We start from the raw sequence: 16,094 nt of genomic DNA, 5'->3' as shown, positions 1-16,094 counted from the left end.
ATACGCAGTGCCTGGACGCCATCCAGGTGCTCGGCCGACCGGCGCAGACTAGCAACATTGGTAGTATTCGCCACAATGACGGCGTCGTAACGTCCCTCAATAGCAAAAGAAGGTGGCTTACCTTGGTTGTGGAAGCAGAACTGAGGGAGATGCGGCCGAGCGCACAATGGCGGTCGGGTGCGGCCCACGGCACCTCCGCAGCCGGTGCAACTTTGCGTGGACGAGTGAGCTGAGCATTCCTCTAGACTGATACGACAAAAAAGAAGACCGACAAGGAAGGGCAAGACCATGACTTCTATGACGCCGTTGGCTGTTAAGGAAAGGATCATTGTGCTTGATACGACCCTGCGTGATGGTGAGCAGGCGCCAGGAGCGACGATGAGCCTGCACGAAAAGCTCCAGATAGCTGAGACGCTTGATAAGATGAGAATTGACGTCATCGAGGCTGGGTATCCGGCAGCCTCGGAAGGAGATTTTGAAGCGGTACATGCGGTTGCTAAGCAAGCAAGATGCGCAGTCGTGTGTGGACTTGCACGGGCTAGACTAGAAGATATAGATCGTTGCGCTGAGGCGGTTAGGCCTGCAAAGCACGGTCGCATTAGTACATTCATTTCTACTTCGCCGATTCATATGAAATGGAAGCTTCAGATGGGCGAGGAGCAGGTTTACGAGTTGGTAAGCGCTCAAGTAAAAAGAGCGAGAACTCATACCGACGACGTCGAGTGGTCCTGCGAAGATGCCACGCGTAGCGAGCATGACTTCCTATGCCGGTGCATCGAGGCTGCCATCAAGGCGGGGGCGAGTACGATCAATCTGGCGGATACCGTTGGGTATTCCATGCCTCAAGAATACGCCGCTATGATTAGAATGGCTCTGGACCGCGTACCCAACTCTGATAAGGCGACGTTTTCAGTCCATTGTCACAACGATCTTGGTATGGCAGTTTCCAACTCACTTGCTGGAATTTGCGCCGGTGCCCGACAGGTCGAGTGCACTGTCAACGGAATAGGCGAACGCGCAGGCAACGCGTCTTTAGAAGAAGTCGTCATGGCTATTAAGGTTCGTAACGATATACTGCCTTACTGGACTAATATTGACGCCCAAATGCTTGCTCGCGCCTCCAAACTAGTGAGCGAGGCGACCTCATTTCCGGTGCAGTACAATAAAGCGATTGTTGGTCGGAATGCGTTCGCACACGAAGCTGGGATTCATCAAGATGGCATGTTAAAGAATGCCCGGACTTACGAAATAATGACGCCGGAGAGCGTTGGTGTGGAGCGCACCTCGTTTGTTATGGGAAAACACTCGGGTCGCCGAGCATTCGCACAAAAAATGCAAGAGCTTGGCTACGGGCTCTCGGAGCACGCACTGGAACGCGCGTTTGTGCAGTTTAAGGCTTTAGCAGATCGGAAGAAAAACATCTCTGATGATGATATTAAAGCCCTAGCTGCTGCGGAGCTGGCGAACCGGTGACTCCGGGAAAATGCGGCAGGATAATGGAGCGCCTGCGGATTTGCCTTGACGAATGTTGCGAGGTTTCACCGCTATCGCCCAACTCAACTGGTGTCGATCTCCAAATCTTAAGAGCGTTGGAGGCTCATAGCTTCACAGTTGCCCTTGCTCCATTAGCGACGCGCAGCCTCCTAAGTTAGGCCGATATCAAGCTTTCGATTGCTTGCATGGTACGCTTGTCAAGCCGATCATTCGCGCGGCGCATCGATGTCCGTTCGCTTCAGTTGTTCGCAACAGTTTGCGAGTTGGGGTCTATTGGTCGGGCGGCAGACCGGGAGTCGCTGGCGGTCTCCGCGATCAGTAAGAGGCTTACTGACCTGGAGGCATTCATCGGCGCGCAGTTGCTCTATCGTCACACAAGAGGCGTAAACGTTACGCCCGCTGGTGAGGCACTCCTCCGTCACGTACGGACAATTCTGCTAAAAATCCGAAATATGCAGATCGATCTTGGTGAGTACGGCGACGGTGTTCGAGGGCATGTCAGAATGCAGGCCAACCTATCGGCAATTAATCAGTATCTTCCGAACGATCTCGGCACCTTCCTCAATTTGCAGCCAAAAGTGAAGATCGACGTAGAGGAACATCTCAGCGTTCACATTGTTAGAGCCGTCGCCGAGGGCGACACGGACCTCGGCATTTGCAGCTCGAGTATAATTCCAGCATCCCCGCGCTTGGAAACAGTCCCCTATCGAACGGATGAACTCGTCTTGGTGGTGCCGCGAAAACACGCGCTTGCGCAGCAATGTACGGTTTCTTTCGGCGCGACCTTGGACTTCGACCACGTCAGCTTGCATAAGAACAGCTCGATTGTGCTTGCCATGCGCGATGCCGCAGCCGCTGCAAACCGGCACGTTCAGAGTCGCATTCGGGTAACTAGCCCACAAGCAATGTGCCGAATGATTGAAAACGGCTTAGGCGTCGGGATCATGCCTCGTCGAGCGTTCAAACTTGAGCGGAGTGTGGGCGACCTTGTATGTGTCGAGCTTCGAGAGCCTTGGGCTATACGCAGTCTGAATCTTGTGTCAAGAGACTTCGCTGGGTTGCCGCTCGCTAGCAGGCAACTGGTCCACCATCTTCGATCGGCAGATAAGTAGCACTGCTGTCCCGGCATGGCTATCCTGGCATAAGCGAAAGTTGATGAAAGGTCAGGGGCGCGGCTTCTTCGGAGGCATCCATCGACGCATGCGCTGGTTTCTCGGTTTGCCGCAGAAAGACTGTTGGCTATTGAGGCCGACAAGCTCTAGCCACCGACTGGAAATCGACGAGATCAAACATACGAGCGCTTTGATCCGGCGCGTCGGGTGTCGTTGGATCTGCTGTTGAAGATCGAGCAGCAACCGTTCGATGGTTTGATTAGTGGCTGGCGCTCTCGTTATTGGAATTGAACGATCCTTCCTTGAAGGGCGCTCGCTGCAACTGTGTATGGGCTCGCCAGCCAGACTTGCCCCGGTCCTGATCGACCCGGATAGTTGCGGTTAATGGCACTAATGGTCACCTGGCCCGCTTTTACTGATTGGCCTGGCCCGCAATTGGCGCATGCACCGCATCCAGGCATGAGTAGGACGGCGCCAGCTTGCCGAAAGGTCTCGAGGAAACCGCGATCCGCGCAGTATTGATAGACGTCGACCGTACCGAACTGCAAGAACAGTGTAGTGTCGGCCGCAACGCGTACGCCGTGCTCGAGACCCCATCGAAGTACTTCGTGATAGGCATCGAAGTCGCTTCGCTTTCCCCCTGTGCAAGATCCACCATACGCAATGTGGATTTTGACTGGCGCTGTCAATTGTGTAATCGAAATTCCGTTACCAGGATCGCCCGGGCCAGCGATCATCGGAGACAGCGCCTCTGCTTCAACCCTAATCCTTGTGCGATAGCGTGCATTAGCGTCGCTGGTCATCCATGGCTCGATACGGAATTCGATTTCGCGGCGGTCTCGCAGGAAAGCTACCGTCTGTTCGTCCGGCGCGACTATGCCCGTGAAGCCTCCAAGCTCAGCGACCATGTTCGTGAGTGTCGCGCGCTCGTCCACTGCCATCGATCGAACCGTGGAACCACCGTACTCGAAGACGCAACCGATACCCATTCCGGCGCGCATATCAGGTCGCTGCAGCAGATGAAGCGCAATATCCTTTGCGGTTACGGCATAAGGAAGCAAGCCATCGATCTCAATGCGCAGGGTTTCGGGAACTTTGCACCTCACATAGCCGGTAACCCAGCTATTGGCCATCTCGGTTGCTCCGACGCCAAAAGCGAGACATCCCAAGGCACCGGAATGCGGGGTATGGGAATCTGTCCCGACGACGATCTCTCCGGGGAGCGCATAGCGCTCCGCCATAATCGCGTGAGAAATCCCCTCTGACCCCATGCCATCCTGCAAAGCTTCATGGGATCGAACGGCGTATAGCCTCGTAAACCGATGATGGCCCTCTTCGAGCTCGGCCACACCGTCAAGCAAATCGCCTAGCTGGTGGGGCGTACTTTGATGCGCGAAAACCAAATGATCGTGAAACGCGACAACGCGATCGGGCTGAAACAGAGCCGCCGGCTCACCAAAGGCTCTGTGCATGAAGTGTGCGGCCATTCCGGTAAAGTAGTCGTGGCTAAATCGCCAGTCGGCACTCACGAAAACTCCGGTGCCAGGTTCACGATGACATGTTTGCGGGTGGAGGTGCCGCTCAAGGATCTTTTCGACAAGTGTTCTCGGTGCAACCGTGTTCCCCTGTTGAACATCAGGTGGGGGCCAGGCGTGCGACCGTGCGTAGGGCAATAATCCACCCGCCCGGATTATGCGGCAGGTCAGTTCATCGCGGCCTCGAAGAAACTCCTCAATCGGAATCGGGTTGCCCGCCTCTATGTTGCCGATGAGCGAGTAGTTTGTGCTTGTGAGAATGCCGAGGTTGTCGCAGTTTTTCTGGTAGATTTGCTCGAAGCTCTCGGCGATGATCAAACGTATGCCTGCGTGAAGCTCAGCTAGGGGGCTCGATTCCCGCGACGAGCCTTTTCCGTAACGCTTGCCAGCGACCGTTACAGCAAAGCCTCCACAGCGTATGGCGTCAACGCCGATCGGCCGCTCGCCTCGCGTTTCGAAGCCGACGTAGGGATATTGTCCGAGCTTCTCGTCATAGGAAAACATCACAGTAACGGGCGTAATCTCATCGGTTGAGATATTGTCCCGCAATTTGCCGGCACTGGTTATACTCAACGATGTTCCCTCTAGCTGCGCGAGAACAAGCGCGGGATCCTCTGCTAGGAAGAGTACGCGGCCGTTGATACGGACGAGGTTGTCTGCGGGTTTATGCGAGCGGCTCATTGACGAAGCTTATCAGTAGGCACGAAAATCGGCGCCTCGAAAATGACGAAGCCCCTATTCTCGAGAGACGATTACGAGACCGCACCGTAAATGCGGCTTGCCCATCTCACGATGCCAGGCGTTCTACAGAAAGGTTTGGGAACTTCACGTAGAAGCATGAAATGGGACGGCGTGTGCTGCTAGCTATCGCCTCGCGTTTAGGCAATGGTCTGCAAGTCCGCAGCCGTTAAGCAGAAGCTCGCCATTATCACAGTCCCGATCCTTGACCACAAAGTACCGACCCTATAATTCGTCGGCGCATTCAGAATGTGTCGTTGCGCGGGCCGCCGAGGAGGCAAAGATGCGCATAAATGGTAAGGGATACATCAATCAGGACTAGGCGTAGACCAAGGAATCTCCAGGAACTGATCTGCCTACGATTTCCTCCCGCACCAAATGCTGAACGAGCGGCCTAGCTAGACTAGTTTCTGTCGCGAAACACATTTCGCCCTTTAAAATACGGGGTATCGCGCGATTTTCGAGTACGTTTTTTCTTGCGACGCACATGTGCACGGTATCACATACTTCATATGAAGCATGTTGATTCGGAATCGCCTTCTGATGTCGCGCACTGGCTGCGGAGTGAATCGGCAAATCTTTGGCCTGCGCTTCTCGGTTCGCTGAGCCTGCGGCGGAGCCGGTGCATCCGCGAGAATTGCGCGGCGTGCCGGTCTGGCGAACAGCATCAAAGCTATGTCCTGTACGGTCGGGCAAATGGGCGCCGTGTTGCCGTCTACGTGCCGGAAGAGCTTGTGCCGGAGGTCCAGTGCAGCCTGGACAACGGGCGCGCGCTGCAGGATCTGCTGCACCAAGCGGCGCCGCGATACGTGAAGGCGCTGAAGCGAGCCCACGCCGGAGCTGCGGAGAGCGACGAGGATTGAGCGGTGTCTCGGACAGCGGAGCGGCAGGTCAGTTTTGCTGATTGGGAGCTGGTGCGTCAGGGCCTGCGGCTGGAGCCGTTGCTGCAGGCCATTTCCGATTTTCTTGACGACCAGAAGGACCTGATCGACCAAGTCCGCTGCGATCTGACGCGGGGCTTGAAGAAGGCCGAGACGGGTCGCAGCGGCCTGACGCCGCAACAGGTGCTGCGCTCGCTGGTTCTGATGCGCGTCAAGAACTGGAACTATCGCGAATTACGTGAGCGGATTGCCGACGGATGCACACTACGCCAGTTCACGGACTTCTATTGTCTGCCGGTGCCGCGACACGATGCGTTCCACCGCGGCTTCAATCGGCTCACGCCCGAGAGGCTCAAGGCGATCAATGATCTGGTGGTGCAGGCGGCCGTCGAGCTCGGACTGGAGGACGGCCAAAAGCTGCGCGTCGACACCACGGTGGTGCAGACTGACATTCATCATCCGACCGACAATACGCTGTTGTGGGATGTCGTTCGTGTTGTCACGCGCCTGATCGGTCGCCTTGCCGCAGCGCTGGGGCGCCGGCGTATCAAGGGGTTCCGGAATCGGACGCGGTCGGCGCGGCGCCGGATGCAAGAGATTCGGCTCTTTTGAACTTTGAGTGGGCTACGCGGCATGGGGGTTGATCGGAGTGAAGTCGAGTTTTCCGGCGATGAGGAAGAGGACGGTGCGCATCGTTGTGAAACGGGTGTAGCCGCGGGCCTTGCGTTTAGCCGCCTGGAATAGGCCGTTGAGGGCTTCGATGTAGCCGTTGGTCTGGCGGGTTTGCGTCCAGGCGACGATGCCGTCGAAGTGCTTGCGGATCATTCTGGCGACCTCCTTCATCGGCTCGACCCTGGAGCGCAGGACGTTGGTGCACCACTGTTTGAGCATGGCGGAGACGACGTTGATCTGCTTGCGATCGAGGATGTCGCGCAGATGCTCGCGATAGAGCCAGGCACGCGCCGTGCGTTTGGTCGCGGCCTGAGCAATCAAGGTGTCGAGATCGGCGCGACTTTCGTCCGACAGCCGGCCGCGGTCCTTGAGCAACGTCCAGCGCAGCCCTTTGAGGCTTGGATCTGTGCGCTGTTCGAGGCGCCGCATCTTGTCGACGGCAGTGGAAGCGTGGGCGACGACATGGAACTTGTCGAAGGTGATGCGGGCGTTGGGCAGATGATCTGCGACGCCCTTGATGAAGGCCGGCGACATGTCGATGCTGACCAAACGGACCTGCTCGGCGGTACCTTTGTGGGCGGCCAGATCGGCGGCGAAATCGGCCACCGTCTTGGCGTCCTTGCCCTCGGTGACGAACACTACCTTCCGCTCATCGGTGTCGGCGGTGATGGTCAGATAATTGTGGCCGCGCCGGCAGGACGTCTCGTCGATCGCCACGGCGGTCACTGCCGAAAGGTCCGCCTCGGCCAAGGCGAGATTGACATAGCGCGAGCAGATCGCGTGGACCCGATGCCAGGATTCGTCGACCAGCTTGGCGACGGCCGCAAAGGTCATCTGCTGGGCCATGGCCAGCACCAGCGCTTCGAACAGCAGGGTGAAGCCGGCGAGCTTGCCGAACCAAGCGGGCTCGGCCAGGACGACCTTCCCATCGGGCAGCTTCACCCGCGGCGTCCGAACCTCCAGGAAGCATTCGTGCTGGAAGAAGTTGAGATGTCGCAGCCGCTTGATCTGGGTGTCATGAACCGGGTGGACGCCCGCGACACCGGCGACCGCAAATCGCGTCCCGGCGACGAAATCGACAGTGATCGTCAGAACCTTCTTGGCAGCGTCGAAGTCGACGCCCCGAACGTACCACGGCTTGGTAATCCCAAGCGCCGATTCGAAGAGCTGATTTTGCACCGTCCCACACGCCTCCCAGAGCCCCACCTGCACCCAGCATCGCAAGGGGGCGGTCGGCCCTCAAGGACGCTTCGCGCCGCGGTGCGGTGGCCTGCGGCCATCCTTGACCGCCGAACGCCCCCTTGCACCGGGCAAGGCAGGTCGGGACGGAGGGATGGTCTCTCATCCCGTCGAACATAGGGATGAACGCGGCGCTCGTCGTCAAGCGGCCAAAGCCGTCACTGCACCCACTCGGTTTTCAAAAGAGGCAGAGATTCAAAGGATGACCTCAAGGCAGCGCCAGGATCATCAGACCGGGACATACCGTGAGCTCATCGGCATCGCCGAGGAGGTCATCGAAAGTGCACGAATGGCGCTCCGGCGGACCGGCAAAGCACGCGGCAAAGATATGATCACCGATCTGGCGATCGCGGAGACGCGCAAGGAGCTTGAGCACTTTTGTGCTCTGGGAGCTCGTGTGACGGATCAGTCGCGCCGCCGTGTGCTCAACGGCGAGCAGGTCCCAACGGTCGAGAAGCTCTATTCGATTTTTGAGCCCCACACGGACCTCATCAAGCGCGGTAAGGTGCAGTCGCCGATCGAGTTCGGCCACAAGGTCTTCCTCGCCGAAAGCGCACGCGGCTTGATCACGCAGTATGAAGTGTTGGACGGAAATCCCATCGACGAACAGCATGTGGTTATCTCGCTGGTACGCCACAGGCAGACCTTCGGCGACGTCCCCAAATTATATGGATCGGATCGCGGCTTCTTCAGCGATAAGAACGTGATGTCGTGCAAGCAGCAAGGCGTCAAGGTGGTGTGCATCCCACAGCGGGGCGGCACCAAGTCGCCCGAGCGCGAAGCCTATGAGAAGAGCCGGGAGTTCAAGGACGGCCAGCGCTTTCGTGCGGGCATCGAGGGGCGCATCTCGGTGTTGTTCCGCGGTCGCGGCATGAAGCGCTGTCTCGCCGAAGGTCGCGAGCGCTTTGAGCTATGGGTTGCAGCCGCCGTGCTCGCCAACAACCTCATGAAGATCGCAGCCCTGGTGGCGGAACGATCATCGCGCAGACGAAAAGCCGCCTAACGATATCCTTCAAGTCACATCGTTTGTCGCGGCACGATATCCCGCCGTACTATCTTGCAACCGCCGTCGTCCCTGTGGCGCTTGGTGAAATCGCGACGAAAATCAGCGTCTAAATGCCCGGTAAATGCCCGCATCCAACGTCAGTTCACCCGGGTTTTATTGGGGAAATGGCGCGCCTAAGTCCAAATGAAGGTGTTTCGCGACAGAAACTAGACTAGGCCGTGTTGAAGGTTTTGACAGAGGAATCGAGTTTTGATTCAAGGCAGCCTTTCTAGTCTGACTGAGTCACAAAACCGCAGGCTTTGGCCGGCCAGAATCAGCGATGGTTGAGGCATCGACCATCAACCGACGAGGCCGACATGAACGGGCGTGGCACCAAGACCAGCGAAATGCGATTTGCGGCGTATTTGGAAGGGCTTGCCAGCGTCATCGGTCATGCGGATCGGAAGGCGCCACTGCGCGACTATTGCGTCGGTCTGATGGCCTGTGGCGGTCGCAAGAGCGTGGAGCCGATGGCGGCGGTGACGGCCCCGGAACGGACGGCCGCCCAGCATCAATCGCTGCTGCATTTCGTCGGCAGCGGCGCCTGGTCGGATGAGAAGGTGCTGGGCAAGGTACGCGAGATGGTCCTGCCGGCGATTGAACGCCAGGGCCCGATCGAAGCTTGGATCATCGATGACACCGGATTTCCCAAGCAGGGGCGACACTCGGTTGGAGTTGCACGGCAATATTGCGGGCAGCTCGGCAAGCAGGATAATTGCCAGGTGGCGGTGTCACTGTCGATTGCCAACCACCACGCCAGCCTGCCTGTCGCCTATCGCCTTTATCTTCCGAAGGAATGGACTGAGGATTGCGATCGGCGGCGCAAGGTGGGCATTCCTGCCGAAGTCGGCTTCCGGACCAAGCCTGAGATCGCGCTGGAGCAGTTGCGGTGGGCCTGTGCGAGCGAACTTCCGCGCGGTGTCGTGCTGATGGACGCGGGCTATGGCAACAACAGCGATCTGCGCACGGAGATCACGGCGCTGGGATTGACCTATGTGGCGGGTCTTCTGTCGAGCACAACGGTATGGGCGCCCGGCACCGGTCCCTTGCCGCCGAAGCCATGGTCGGGCCGCGGTCGTCCCCCGAAACTGATGCGCCGCAACCGTCAGCATCAACCGGCCGCCGTCAAGGCGCTCGCGATCGGCCTGCCGGCCAAAGCTTGGCGCACCATCACATGGCGGCAAGGAACGAACGAAAAGCTGAGCTCGCGCTTTGCCCGCGTCCGGGTCCGTGCCGCGCACCGTGATTATTGCCAAACCACCCAGCGGTTGGAGGAATGGTTGCTGATCGAATGGCCGAAAGGCGAGGACCAGCCTACCAAATACTGGCTCTCGACATTGCCGGAGGATGTGGCATTCCGGACTCTCGTAGAGACGGCTAAATTGCGCTGGCGCATCGAACGCGACTATCAGGATCTCAAGCAGGAAGTCGGGCTTGGCCACTTCGAGGGACGCGGCTGGCGCGGCTTTCATCATCACGCAACGATGTGCATTGCAGCCTTCGGATTCCTGATCTCCGAGCGGGAGACGATTCCCCCCTCAGGCGCTCGGTGCGCCCGGCCGATCCCGCTCGCTCGCGTTCCCGCAGATTACAGACCCCGCGGATCTGCCACTGCGAACCCAACGCCACATTCCAGATTCGATCACGACGATGCGACGGCGGCTCGAACAAGGGCTGGTCCGAACGTTGTTGAGATGTCCTTGTTGTGCGATCAAGTTCGCCCACTCCACCGACCACCGTTTGTGACGCAGTAGGACTAGGAGCCCGTCCAGATAGCTTTCTGGTTGGCGCATTTCGACACGAAACCCGCTCATGCGGCCCTTGCGAGGTTAGCGAGCTTCACGAGGTTGTGGGCGGTGCAGATCATCGCCCATTCGGCACGCACGTTGGCCAGGCCCCGCAACAGGAACTGGCGGAAGCCGCGTGCCTGCTTGATCTGTCCGAACACCGCCTCCACGATCTGCTTTCTTAGCCGGTAGGGGGTGTCGAAGCCGCCATCGGCAATCTTTTTTCTCATCGCCTGTGTCAGCGGTCCGCCGACCTTGCCGTTGTCGGCGGTGGGGCGCTTGGCGCGTCCGGTGGCGATGTAGCCGTCGATCCCGCGCTGCTCGAGGCTCGCAAGATTGGCCTCGCTCAGATAGCCGCTGTCGGCGGAAGCTTGTTGTGGCTTGTGGCCGAGATTGGCTTCGATGCCATCGACCAGCGGCACCAGTTGGCCATGGTCGCTCGTGCTCGGCGTCAGCCCGTGTGCAACGATGATCTGCGCTTTGCCATCGACGGCCGCCTGCGCGTTATAACCCTGGATGAAGCCGTCCTTGGTTTTGAGAATGCGGCTTTCAGGATCGGTGAAGTTGCGCTGTGCCTTTGCGGCAGGCTCGTCGGATGGCGGCGCGGCGGGCTTGCCGGTCTTCTTGCGACCCTCAGCCTCGCGGCTTTTCTGCTTCTCGGCCTCGATGCGACGCTCCTCGTCGGCCGCGGCCTTGGCCTCCGCCTCCAGCTCAGCCTCGGCCGCAGCGATCCTGGCGATCCGCTTCTGCTTGTCGGCGACCCAGTCGGGCAGTTCGTCGCCACGTTTGGTGCCGTGCAGCTTGTCGTCTTCGGCATCCGCGGCCTCGGCGGCGGCCAGCCAGCGATCGACCTCGGCCTGCAGTTCGGCTTCACCGGCCGTCAAGCGTGGACCAAGGCGCATACACGATGGCTGTGCGAGCAACGCTTCGAGCATCCGGCGCAGTATCTCGTGCTGGCCGAGTATCGCCAAGCGATCGAGGCCGCCGAGATCCGTCTCAAGCGTCTGGACGACCAGGTTGCCGAGGCGGTGAGTTCATGGTCCATGGCTCCAGTGATCGCCGCCTACCAAGCGCTACGCGGCGTCGCCTTCCTGACCGCGGTCACCTTCGTCACCGAAATCGGCGACGTGCGCCGCTTCGACAGCCCGCGCCAACTGATGGCGTATCTTGGCCTGGTGCCCTGCGAAAACTCCACGGGAGAACGCATCCGGCGCGGCAGCATCACCAAAGCTGGTAATGGCCGGGCGCGCCGCGTGCTCATTGAGGGCGCCTGGACCTACCGCTTCCCCGCCCGGATGAGCCGCCTACTGCAGGAGCGGCAGGCCGGCCTGACGAAAGCGGTGTGCGACATCGCCTGGAAAGCCCAAGTCAGACTCTGCGCTCGCTATCGCAAGCTGATGGCACGCGGCAAACGCCAGGCAGTCGTCACCGTGGCCATCGCCCGGGAAATGGCCGCCTTCCTTTGGGCAATCGGCCAAGAGGTGGAGCCGCACGGCGCAACCTGATCGCTTGCTGAATTAGCTACGCTTCCTTCCACCTCAACACAGGAGAACTCTCAGGAGCGACATCATTGTTGCGCATCGCTGGAGGCAGGGCCCCGGTTGGGGAACTCTCGCACGAATTGTGTGGCCGACATTGTCGATGCCCGCTGGCAGATCGAGACAGCCCCGGACGAACAAACGGAAATGCGGTATCCAACCCGCGTATCAGAGTCTACAAACCGTCGTCTCAGCGGCTCTGCCTCCTGCGCTGCGTAACAATCATCCAATTGACAACTCCGGCACAAACGGAGGTCGCGCCCTCATGCCGATAACCCTGGACAACGAACATCAGAGTTAGCAGTCTTTCCGAGCGACGAGGCATATTGGGGTGCCACGCCAACCGAGTGAGATCCCTTCTTGGGCAACGCCGTGTCATCGATGACAAGAAACCCGGCCTCATCACCAACCAGGCCATCTGCCTTCTTCAGCAAGGCGGCTTCAAGCGAGGCACTGTCCCAAACTCCGGCGGTGACGAAATGATGCAGCTGATCGTAGCTGACTTCGCCGGCGCGCGTCGCCATCGGCTGAATGCTCTTGCGGTCTCCTGGACCAATCAGCCCGGCGATATAGGCTGGACACATCCGTGCCCTCGTCTTGTGCCGTAGTGCCGCAAGAAACGGCCCAAGCCAGCGATCGAGATCAGCCTGCCAGTTTACGTCCATGGATCGGCCCTCCATGAGCCGACCTCCCATGAGTCACAGAAAAACTGATTTGGGAATCCCGCGCCGCTCAAAATCTGCCAAGGTAGTGCTAGTCTGCCTGAACCCCACATGGAGCTTTCAAGAAGGAAGCTCTTTGTTCGACCTACGGAGTCGTCTCCTGACCGCAAGTCTTCTCGGAATATTTTTCTGCTCGCCACCTCTCAAATTCCAACTACCCGCTAGATGCGATCGATGGTGACGACGCGGACAAAGCAAGCGGCGGGCCAAGCTGAGATTGTCGGCAGGCTGACGGTATGCACGCTCAGAGAGCGCAAAACAGCCATTGGGGAGGTCGGAGCACGGCTTGAAATGCCAATCGGACTACGTCCATAACCTCGTTAGCCCCCGCGAGCGCCTTTGTTTCTTGCGGCGAAAATACCTGGCGCTTTATTCTCACGCGCTGGCAACGACAACGATCCCAGTAGCCTGCGGCTTACGCCGGATGCGTACCGTCGAGCTGCTTCTGCCTCATCTCCGACGGCAGCATCCGGTCATGCTTCTCTTTCGAGTTGAAATAAGTCGCCTAGCATATTCCAGCCTTTCGGCACATCTCAGCAACCGTCGCGTCGTTAGCGCCTTGCTTGATAATAAAGGGTCTACTGGCTGTCCGAAAACTTCGAGGCTTTCATCGTTCTTTTTCTCCCAGCCGGGCGGAAATCGATGCGAAACGTTCTAGCCAAAATGATCCAGTTCGCGGGCCTCAGATCATTCATTCTTCTCGAATCTGTTGGGGAAGCATCAAAGACGCCTTGATGCGGCAGGGTACGCTTCCGCGTTCCCAGCGACGGCGAAGGCGATCTGTCTTCCCTAGAATTGGTAGCAGCAGTCGGTGGGTGTTTGCTGTAGATCTTGCGATCGAGATTGACGATAGATGCGTGACAGTGATTCTCTCGCGTCACGAAAACTCGCAGTGATCGTCCTACTCATCTTGTGCAGCGAGGCGGCTTTCATGAAATGGTGCGGGCTTCTCAGTTGATTAAGCAGCAGGCTCATGGACTATGGTCATGAAGCTTATCGAATATCCTTCCGAAGGTTCTACCGGGTCGACGGTCTTTGTTGGCCAGAATCGTTCAGGAGACTGGGTCGTCCGCGAACAAAATGGCACTTTTGGCGGCCTATTTGCGAGTCGCGCTCAAGCGCTCAAGTACGCACTCTGCGAGAATGGCAAACATCCAGAAACTATCTTCGAGATGTCTTGCGAGATCGAACTCGTTTTTCCGACAGTCCGGCGCAGGCTCTGATAGATCGGCGCGATTGTGAGGGGTTAGCCAATAACCTTCAGCAAAGCTGGAGGTTTGATTGGGAACCGCCAAAGGCGGTTTTAAGGGATGTTAGGACGATTGATTGGATTTTGGAGCGGCTGAAATCTTCAGCTCAAATTGCTCCAGTTGCCGATCGGCAATTTCTTGATTCTTGATGTAAGCCCGGATCACCTCCTCGTCCCGACCAACGGTCGTGACAAAGTATCCGCGCGCCCAGAATTTGTGGCCCAGGAAATTCCGCATCTTACGCTCGACATTCTGCGCGATCCATATCGAACTCTTCCCTTTCATGTATCCGATGATCTGCGCCACCGAATATTTGGGCGGTATCGAGATCAAAATATGGACGTGATCCGGCATTAAATGGCCTTCCTCGATCCGGCACTCCTTGCGTCGCGCCAGATCGTGAAACACCTGACCCAAATGCCGCTTTATCTTGCCGAACAGCAGCTTCTTGCGGTACTTCGGCGTGAACGCGACGTGGTATTTGCACTCCCACGTCGCGTGATTAAGATGATTGAACTCTGCTTCCATCATGGTCTCCTTGAGGGTTCTTGGCGGTTCCCCAAGGAGACTTCATGACTTCATTCCCGCAGCTGTAAAACTTCCTGTTTTCGCCCCGCCATAGGCGGGGGCTTAGCAGGTTTGGTTAGCTTTGCTCACAGTCCAACGAGAGTGGACGACCAGGCCCTTACCAGAGCAACAGATTGGCTGCGGGACCTTCAGTAGCAGCAAGAACCGCGCCGGTTCAACCGTAAGCGCTAAGCGGGCCTTTCAATTACCCATAATCTTTGCCTCGATCGCGGCTCCCAGCTTGATGTCGGTCAGCCGCGATAGTCCGCGCCAGATGACGGTATTTTCTGGAGGCGGATCGTTGGCTCGGGCCAAGTATCCTCCGAGCCGCGCGATCTTGACGACATAGTGCGAGAGCGTACTTCGTCGAGGGCGATCGCCACCCTTGTCTTTCACCAAATGATCAAGAAGCCTGAGTTCGGAATCTGTCAGCGCCATCTGCGGTAGGGTATTCGGCGAGGAACGATTGAGCATCGTCATCCAGAAGATGCGCCAACTCACAATGCAGAAAACCGCGATCAGATTGACCAGACGCTCAGCGGTTCGCAATTTCGAGCCCTCCGCCTTGCAGCCCGATTTGAGAATCTTATGGAAGACTTCGATCTTCCACCTCAACGCGTACCATTCGATCTTCTCGATGCCGCGTCCTTGCGCGATTGGACCGGGAGATCGGTGAGGAGCTTCCACTCGATCTTCTTTCGCCGCTTCGGCGCTCTTGAACATGGATCACGGTCAGAGCGAGTGCGGGATATTTCGTCTGCTTGCCGATCGGCGGCAGAATTCGAGGCTTGCGGAAGCGAATTTCGAGAAACGCTTCGTCCAGATCACCTTTGTCGTCCTTGACTTTGATCCGATGTAGGCCTTTGACCGTAACCTCGTCCATTTCGTCGGCAATTGTATGATTGCCGTCCCCGGCAAGCCGATCAACACAGATTCGCAGCAGGAAATGCGTTCTAACCTCCTCGGCCAGGCAAAACAGCTTATAGATGTCGCTCTCGCGATCACCAATATGAACGCATCGTCCAGGGGCATCGAGAAGGTCGGTCGACTGTCGCAAATTCTCCAGCCAGCGGATGCTCTCCTTCTGCTCGATCGGAACACGTGTCGGATTGATCTTTCGCTTCAGCGCCGTCGTCCCCTTGAACTTCTTGCGTGTCCAGAACTTGATTGCCGCCAGTCCGAGCGGAAGCCCCTCGGTCGTCATGGCGAGGCTCGAATGCATCAGGATGCCGCACTGCGTGCGCCCTGCCGTCTTGCCCGTAAAGCCAATCAGATCCGGCTTCTCGCGCTTGAAGCTGAATTCCGTCGTGTCATGGAAGACGAGGATCGGTCCCTCCGTCGCCGTTACGCGCCCGCGCGTCGCCTCGAAATGACCGCAAAGAATATCCGCCTCGTTGACCCGTTCGTTGGAGAAGAAGCGATAGGCGGCCTTCGTGTTGGCCCAGTCCTGACAAGCCAGCGGGATGCTTTGACCCATGTCACTTCCGATTTGTGTGCAAGCAATTTGCAGAACC

Annotated in this window: 12 protein-coding genes and 3 pseudogenes; 8 read left to right on the top strand and 7 right to left on the bottom strand. The window is 58.1% G+C overall.

The window, feature by feature from the left end:
* Positions 1–288: 288 nt before the first annotated feature.
* Together NLM32_RS08460 and NLM32_RS08455 are read left to right on the top strand one after the other, a co-directional pair.
* Positions 289–1,464 (top strand): annotated as a pseudogene (locus NLM32_RS08460) (2-isopropylmalate synthase); the annotation flags it as partial.
* Between the two features lie 215 nt (positions 1,465–1,679).
* Positions 1,680–2,606, top strand: coding sequence for a LysR family transcriptional regulator (locus NLM32_RS08455; RefSeq protein WP_254128670.1), 927 nt, complete (start codon positions 1,680–1,682; stop codon positions 2,604–2,606).
* 278 nt (positions 2,607–2,884) lie between these two features.
* Here NLM32_RS08455 and NLM32_RS08450 read toward each other — a convergent pair whose 3' ends face one another.
* Positions 2,885–4,822: an aconitase family protein gene (locus NLM32_RS08450; protein ID WP_254128669.1), complete on the bottom strand. Its 1,938-nt coding sequence runs from the start codon at positions 4,820–4,822 to the stop codon at positions 2,885–2,887.
* 569 nt (positions 4,823–5,391) lie between these two features.
* On the opposite strand from NLM32_RS08450, the gene NLM32_RS08445 reads away from it, so the two are divergent.
* Positions 5,392–5,742, top strand: coding sequence for a DUF6788 family protein (locus tag NLM32_RS08445; RefSeq protein WP_254128668.1), 351 nt, complete (start codon positions 5,392–5,394; stop codon positions 5,740–5,742).
* A gap of 3 nt (positions 5,743–5,745) precedes the next feature.
* Positions 5,746–6,372: a transposase gene (locus NLM32_RS08440; protein WP_254128667.1), complete on the top strand. Its 627-nt coding sequence runs from the start codon at positions 5,746–5,748 to the stop codon at positions 6,370–6,372.
* A 12-nt stretch (positions 6,373–6,384) separates the two neighbouring features.
* On the opposite strand, the gene NLM32_RS08435 is transcribed toward NLM32_RS08440, so the two are convergent.
* Entirely contained in the window at positions 6,385–7,611 is a 1,227-nt protein-coding gene (locus NLM32_RS08435) for an ISL3 family transposase (protein ID WP_254127840.1), read from the bottom strand.
* Positions 7,612–7,873: 262 nt separating this feature from the next.
* Here NLM32_RS08435 and NLM32_RS08430 point away from each other — a divergent pair, with 262 nt between their 5' ends.
* The gene (locus tag NLM32_RS08430) at positions 7,874–8,674 is read left to right on the top strand and encodes a hypothetical protein (RefSeq protein ID WP_254128666.1); all 801 of its coding nucleotides are present in this window, start codon (positions 7,874–7,876) and stop codon (positions 8,672–8,674) included.
* A 359-nt stretch (positions 8,675–9,033) separates the two neighbouring features.
* Positions 9,034–10,470 (top strand): IS701 family transposase, encoded by a 1,437-nt coding sequence (locus NLM32_RS08425; protein ID WP_254128466.1) that lies wholly within the window; start codon positions 9,034–9,036, stop codon positions 10,468–10,470.
* A 56-nt stretch (positions 10,471–10,526) separates the two neighbouring features.
* Here NLM32_RS08425 and NLM32_RS08420 read toward each other — a convergent pair whose 3' ends face one another.
* The gene (locus NLM32_RS08420) at positions 10,527–11,405 is read right to left on the bottom strand and encodes a transposase (protein WP_254128665.1); all 879 of its coding nucleotides are present in this window, start codon (positions 11,403–11,405) and stop codon (positions 10,527–10,529) included.
* Between NLM32_RS08420 and NLM32_RS08415 the strand changes: the two are divergent.
* A pseudogene (locus tag NLM32_RS08415) lies at positions 11,373–12,008 on the top strand (transposase); the annotation flags it as partial. The gene NLM32_RS08420 and the pseudogene NLM32_RS08415 overlap by 33 nt on opposite strands.
* Before the next feature lie 329 nt (positions 12,009–12,337).
* Here the strand turns inward: NLM32_RS08415 and NLM32_RS08410 are convergent.
* Positions 12,338–12,736: pseudogene (locus NLM32_RS08410) on the bottom strand (transposase); the annotation flags it as partial.
* A gap of 1,013 nt (positions 12,737–13,749) precedes the next feature.
* Between NLM32_RS08410 and NLM32_RS08400 the strand changes: the two are divergent.
* Positions 13,750–13,986: a hypothetical protein gene (locus tag NLM32_RS08400; RefSeq protein WP_254128664.1), complete on the top strand. Its 237-nt coding sequence runs from the start codon at positions 13,750–13,752 to the stop codon at positions 13,984–13,986.
* 90 nt (positions 13,987–14,076) lie between these two features.
* Here NLM32_RS08400 and tnpA read toward each other — a convergent pair whose 3' ends face one another.
* From tnpA to NLM32_RS08385, 3 genes are all read right to left on the bottom strand, one after another.
* A complete protein-coding gene (gene tnpA / locus NLM32_RS08395) occupies positions 14,077–14,541 on the bottom strand; it encodes an IS200/IS605 family transposase (protein WP_254135253.1) in 465 nt (154 codons plus the stop codon).
* Positions 14,542–14,781: 240 nt separating this feature from the next.
* Complete coding sequence (locus NLM32_RS08390; RefSeq protein ID WP_254128663.1) at positions 14,782–15,195, bottom strand: hypothetical protein; 414 nt, start codon at positions 15,193–15,195, stop codon at positions 14,782–14,784.
* Positions 15,167–16,057, bottom strand: coding sequence for a transposase DNA-binding-containing protein (locus NLM32_RS08385; RefSeq protein ID WP_254128662.1), 891 nt, complete (start codon positions 16,055–16,057; stop codon positions 15,167–15,169). Before NLM32_RS08385 ends, NLM32_RS08390 begins: the two co-directional genes overlap by 29 nt.
* Positions 16,058–16,094: the final 37 nt, after the last annotated feature.

Origin of the sequence: Bradyrhizobium sp. CCGUVB14 (genome assembly GCF_024199935.1) — a bacterium.
In the GTDB taxonomy this organism is placed as follows: domain Bacteria; phylum Pseudomonadota; class Alphaproteobacteria; order Rhizobiales; family Xanthobacteraceae; genus Bradyrhizobium.
Note: the sequence above shows the minus strand (reverse complement) of the source record. Positions and strands in the feature narration are given on the sequence as shown.

What these genes read in the sequence shown, in the direction of transcription:
- NLM32_RS08445 (WP_254128668.1), top strand. Translation starts at nt 5,392, where the DNA reads ATGAAGCATGTTGATTCGGAATCGCCTTCTGATGTCGCGCACTGGCTG.
- tnpA (WP_254135253.1), bottom strand. Translation starts at nt 14,541, where the DNA reads ATGGAAGCAGAGTTCAATCATCTTAATCACGCGACGTGGGAGTGCAAA.
- NLM32_RS08430 (WP_254128666.1), top strand. Translation starts at nt 7,874, where the DNA reads ATGACCTCAAGGCAGCGCCAGGATCATCAGACCGGGACATACCGTGAG.
- NLM32_RS08385 (WP_254128662.1), bottom strand. Translation starts at nt 16,057, where the DNA reads ATGGGTCAAAGCATCCCGCTGGCTTGTCAGGACTGGGCCAACACGAAG.
- NLM32_RS08450 (WP_254128669.1), bottom strand. Translation starts at nt 4,822, where the DNA reads ATGAGCCGCTCGCATAAACCCGCAGACAACCTCGTCCGTATCAACGGC.
- NLM32_RS08455 (WP_254128670.1), top strand. Translation starts at nt 1,680, where the DNA reads ATGGTACGCTTGTCAAGCCGATCATTCGCGCGGCGCATCGATGTCCGT.
- NLM32_RS08425 (WP_254128466.1), top strand. Translation starts at nt 9,034, where the DNA reads ATGAACGGGCGTGGCACCAAGACCAGCGAAATGCGATTTGCGGCGTAT.
- NLM32_RS08420 (WP_254128665.1), bottom strand. Translation starts at nt 11,405, where the DNA reads ATGCGCCTTGGTCCACGCTTGACGGCCGGTGAAGCCGAACTGCAGGCC.
- NLM32_RS08400 (WP_254128664.1), top strand. Translation starts at nt 13,750, where the DNA reads ATGAAGCTTATCGAATATCCTTCCGAAGGTTCTACCGGGTCGACGGTC.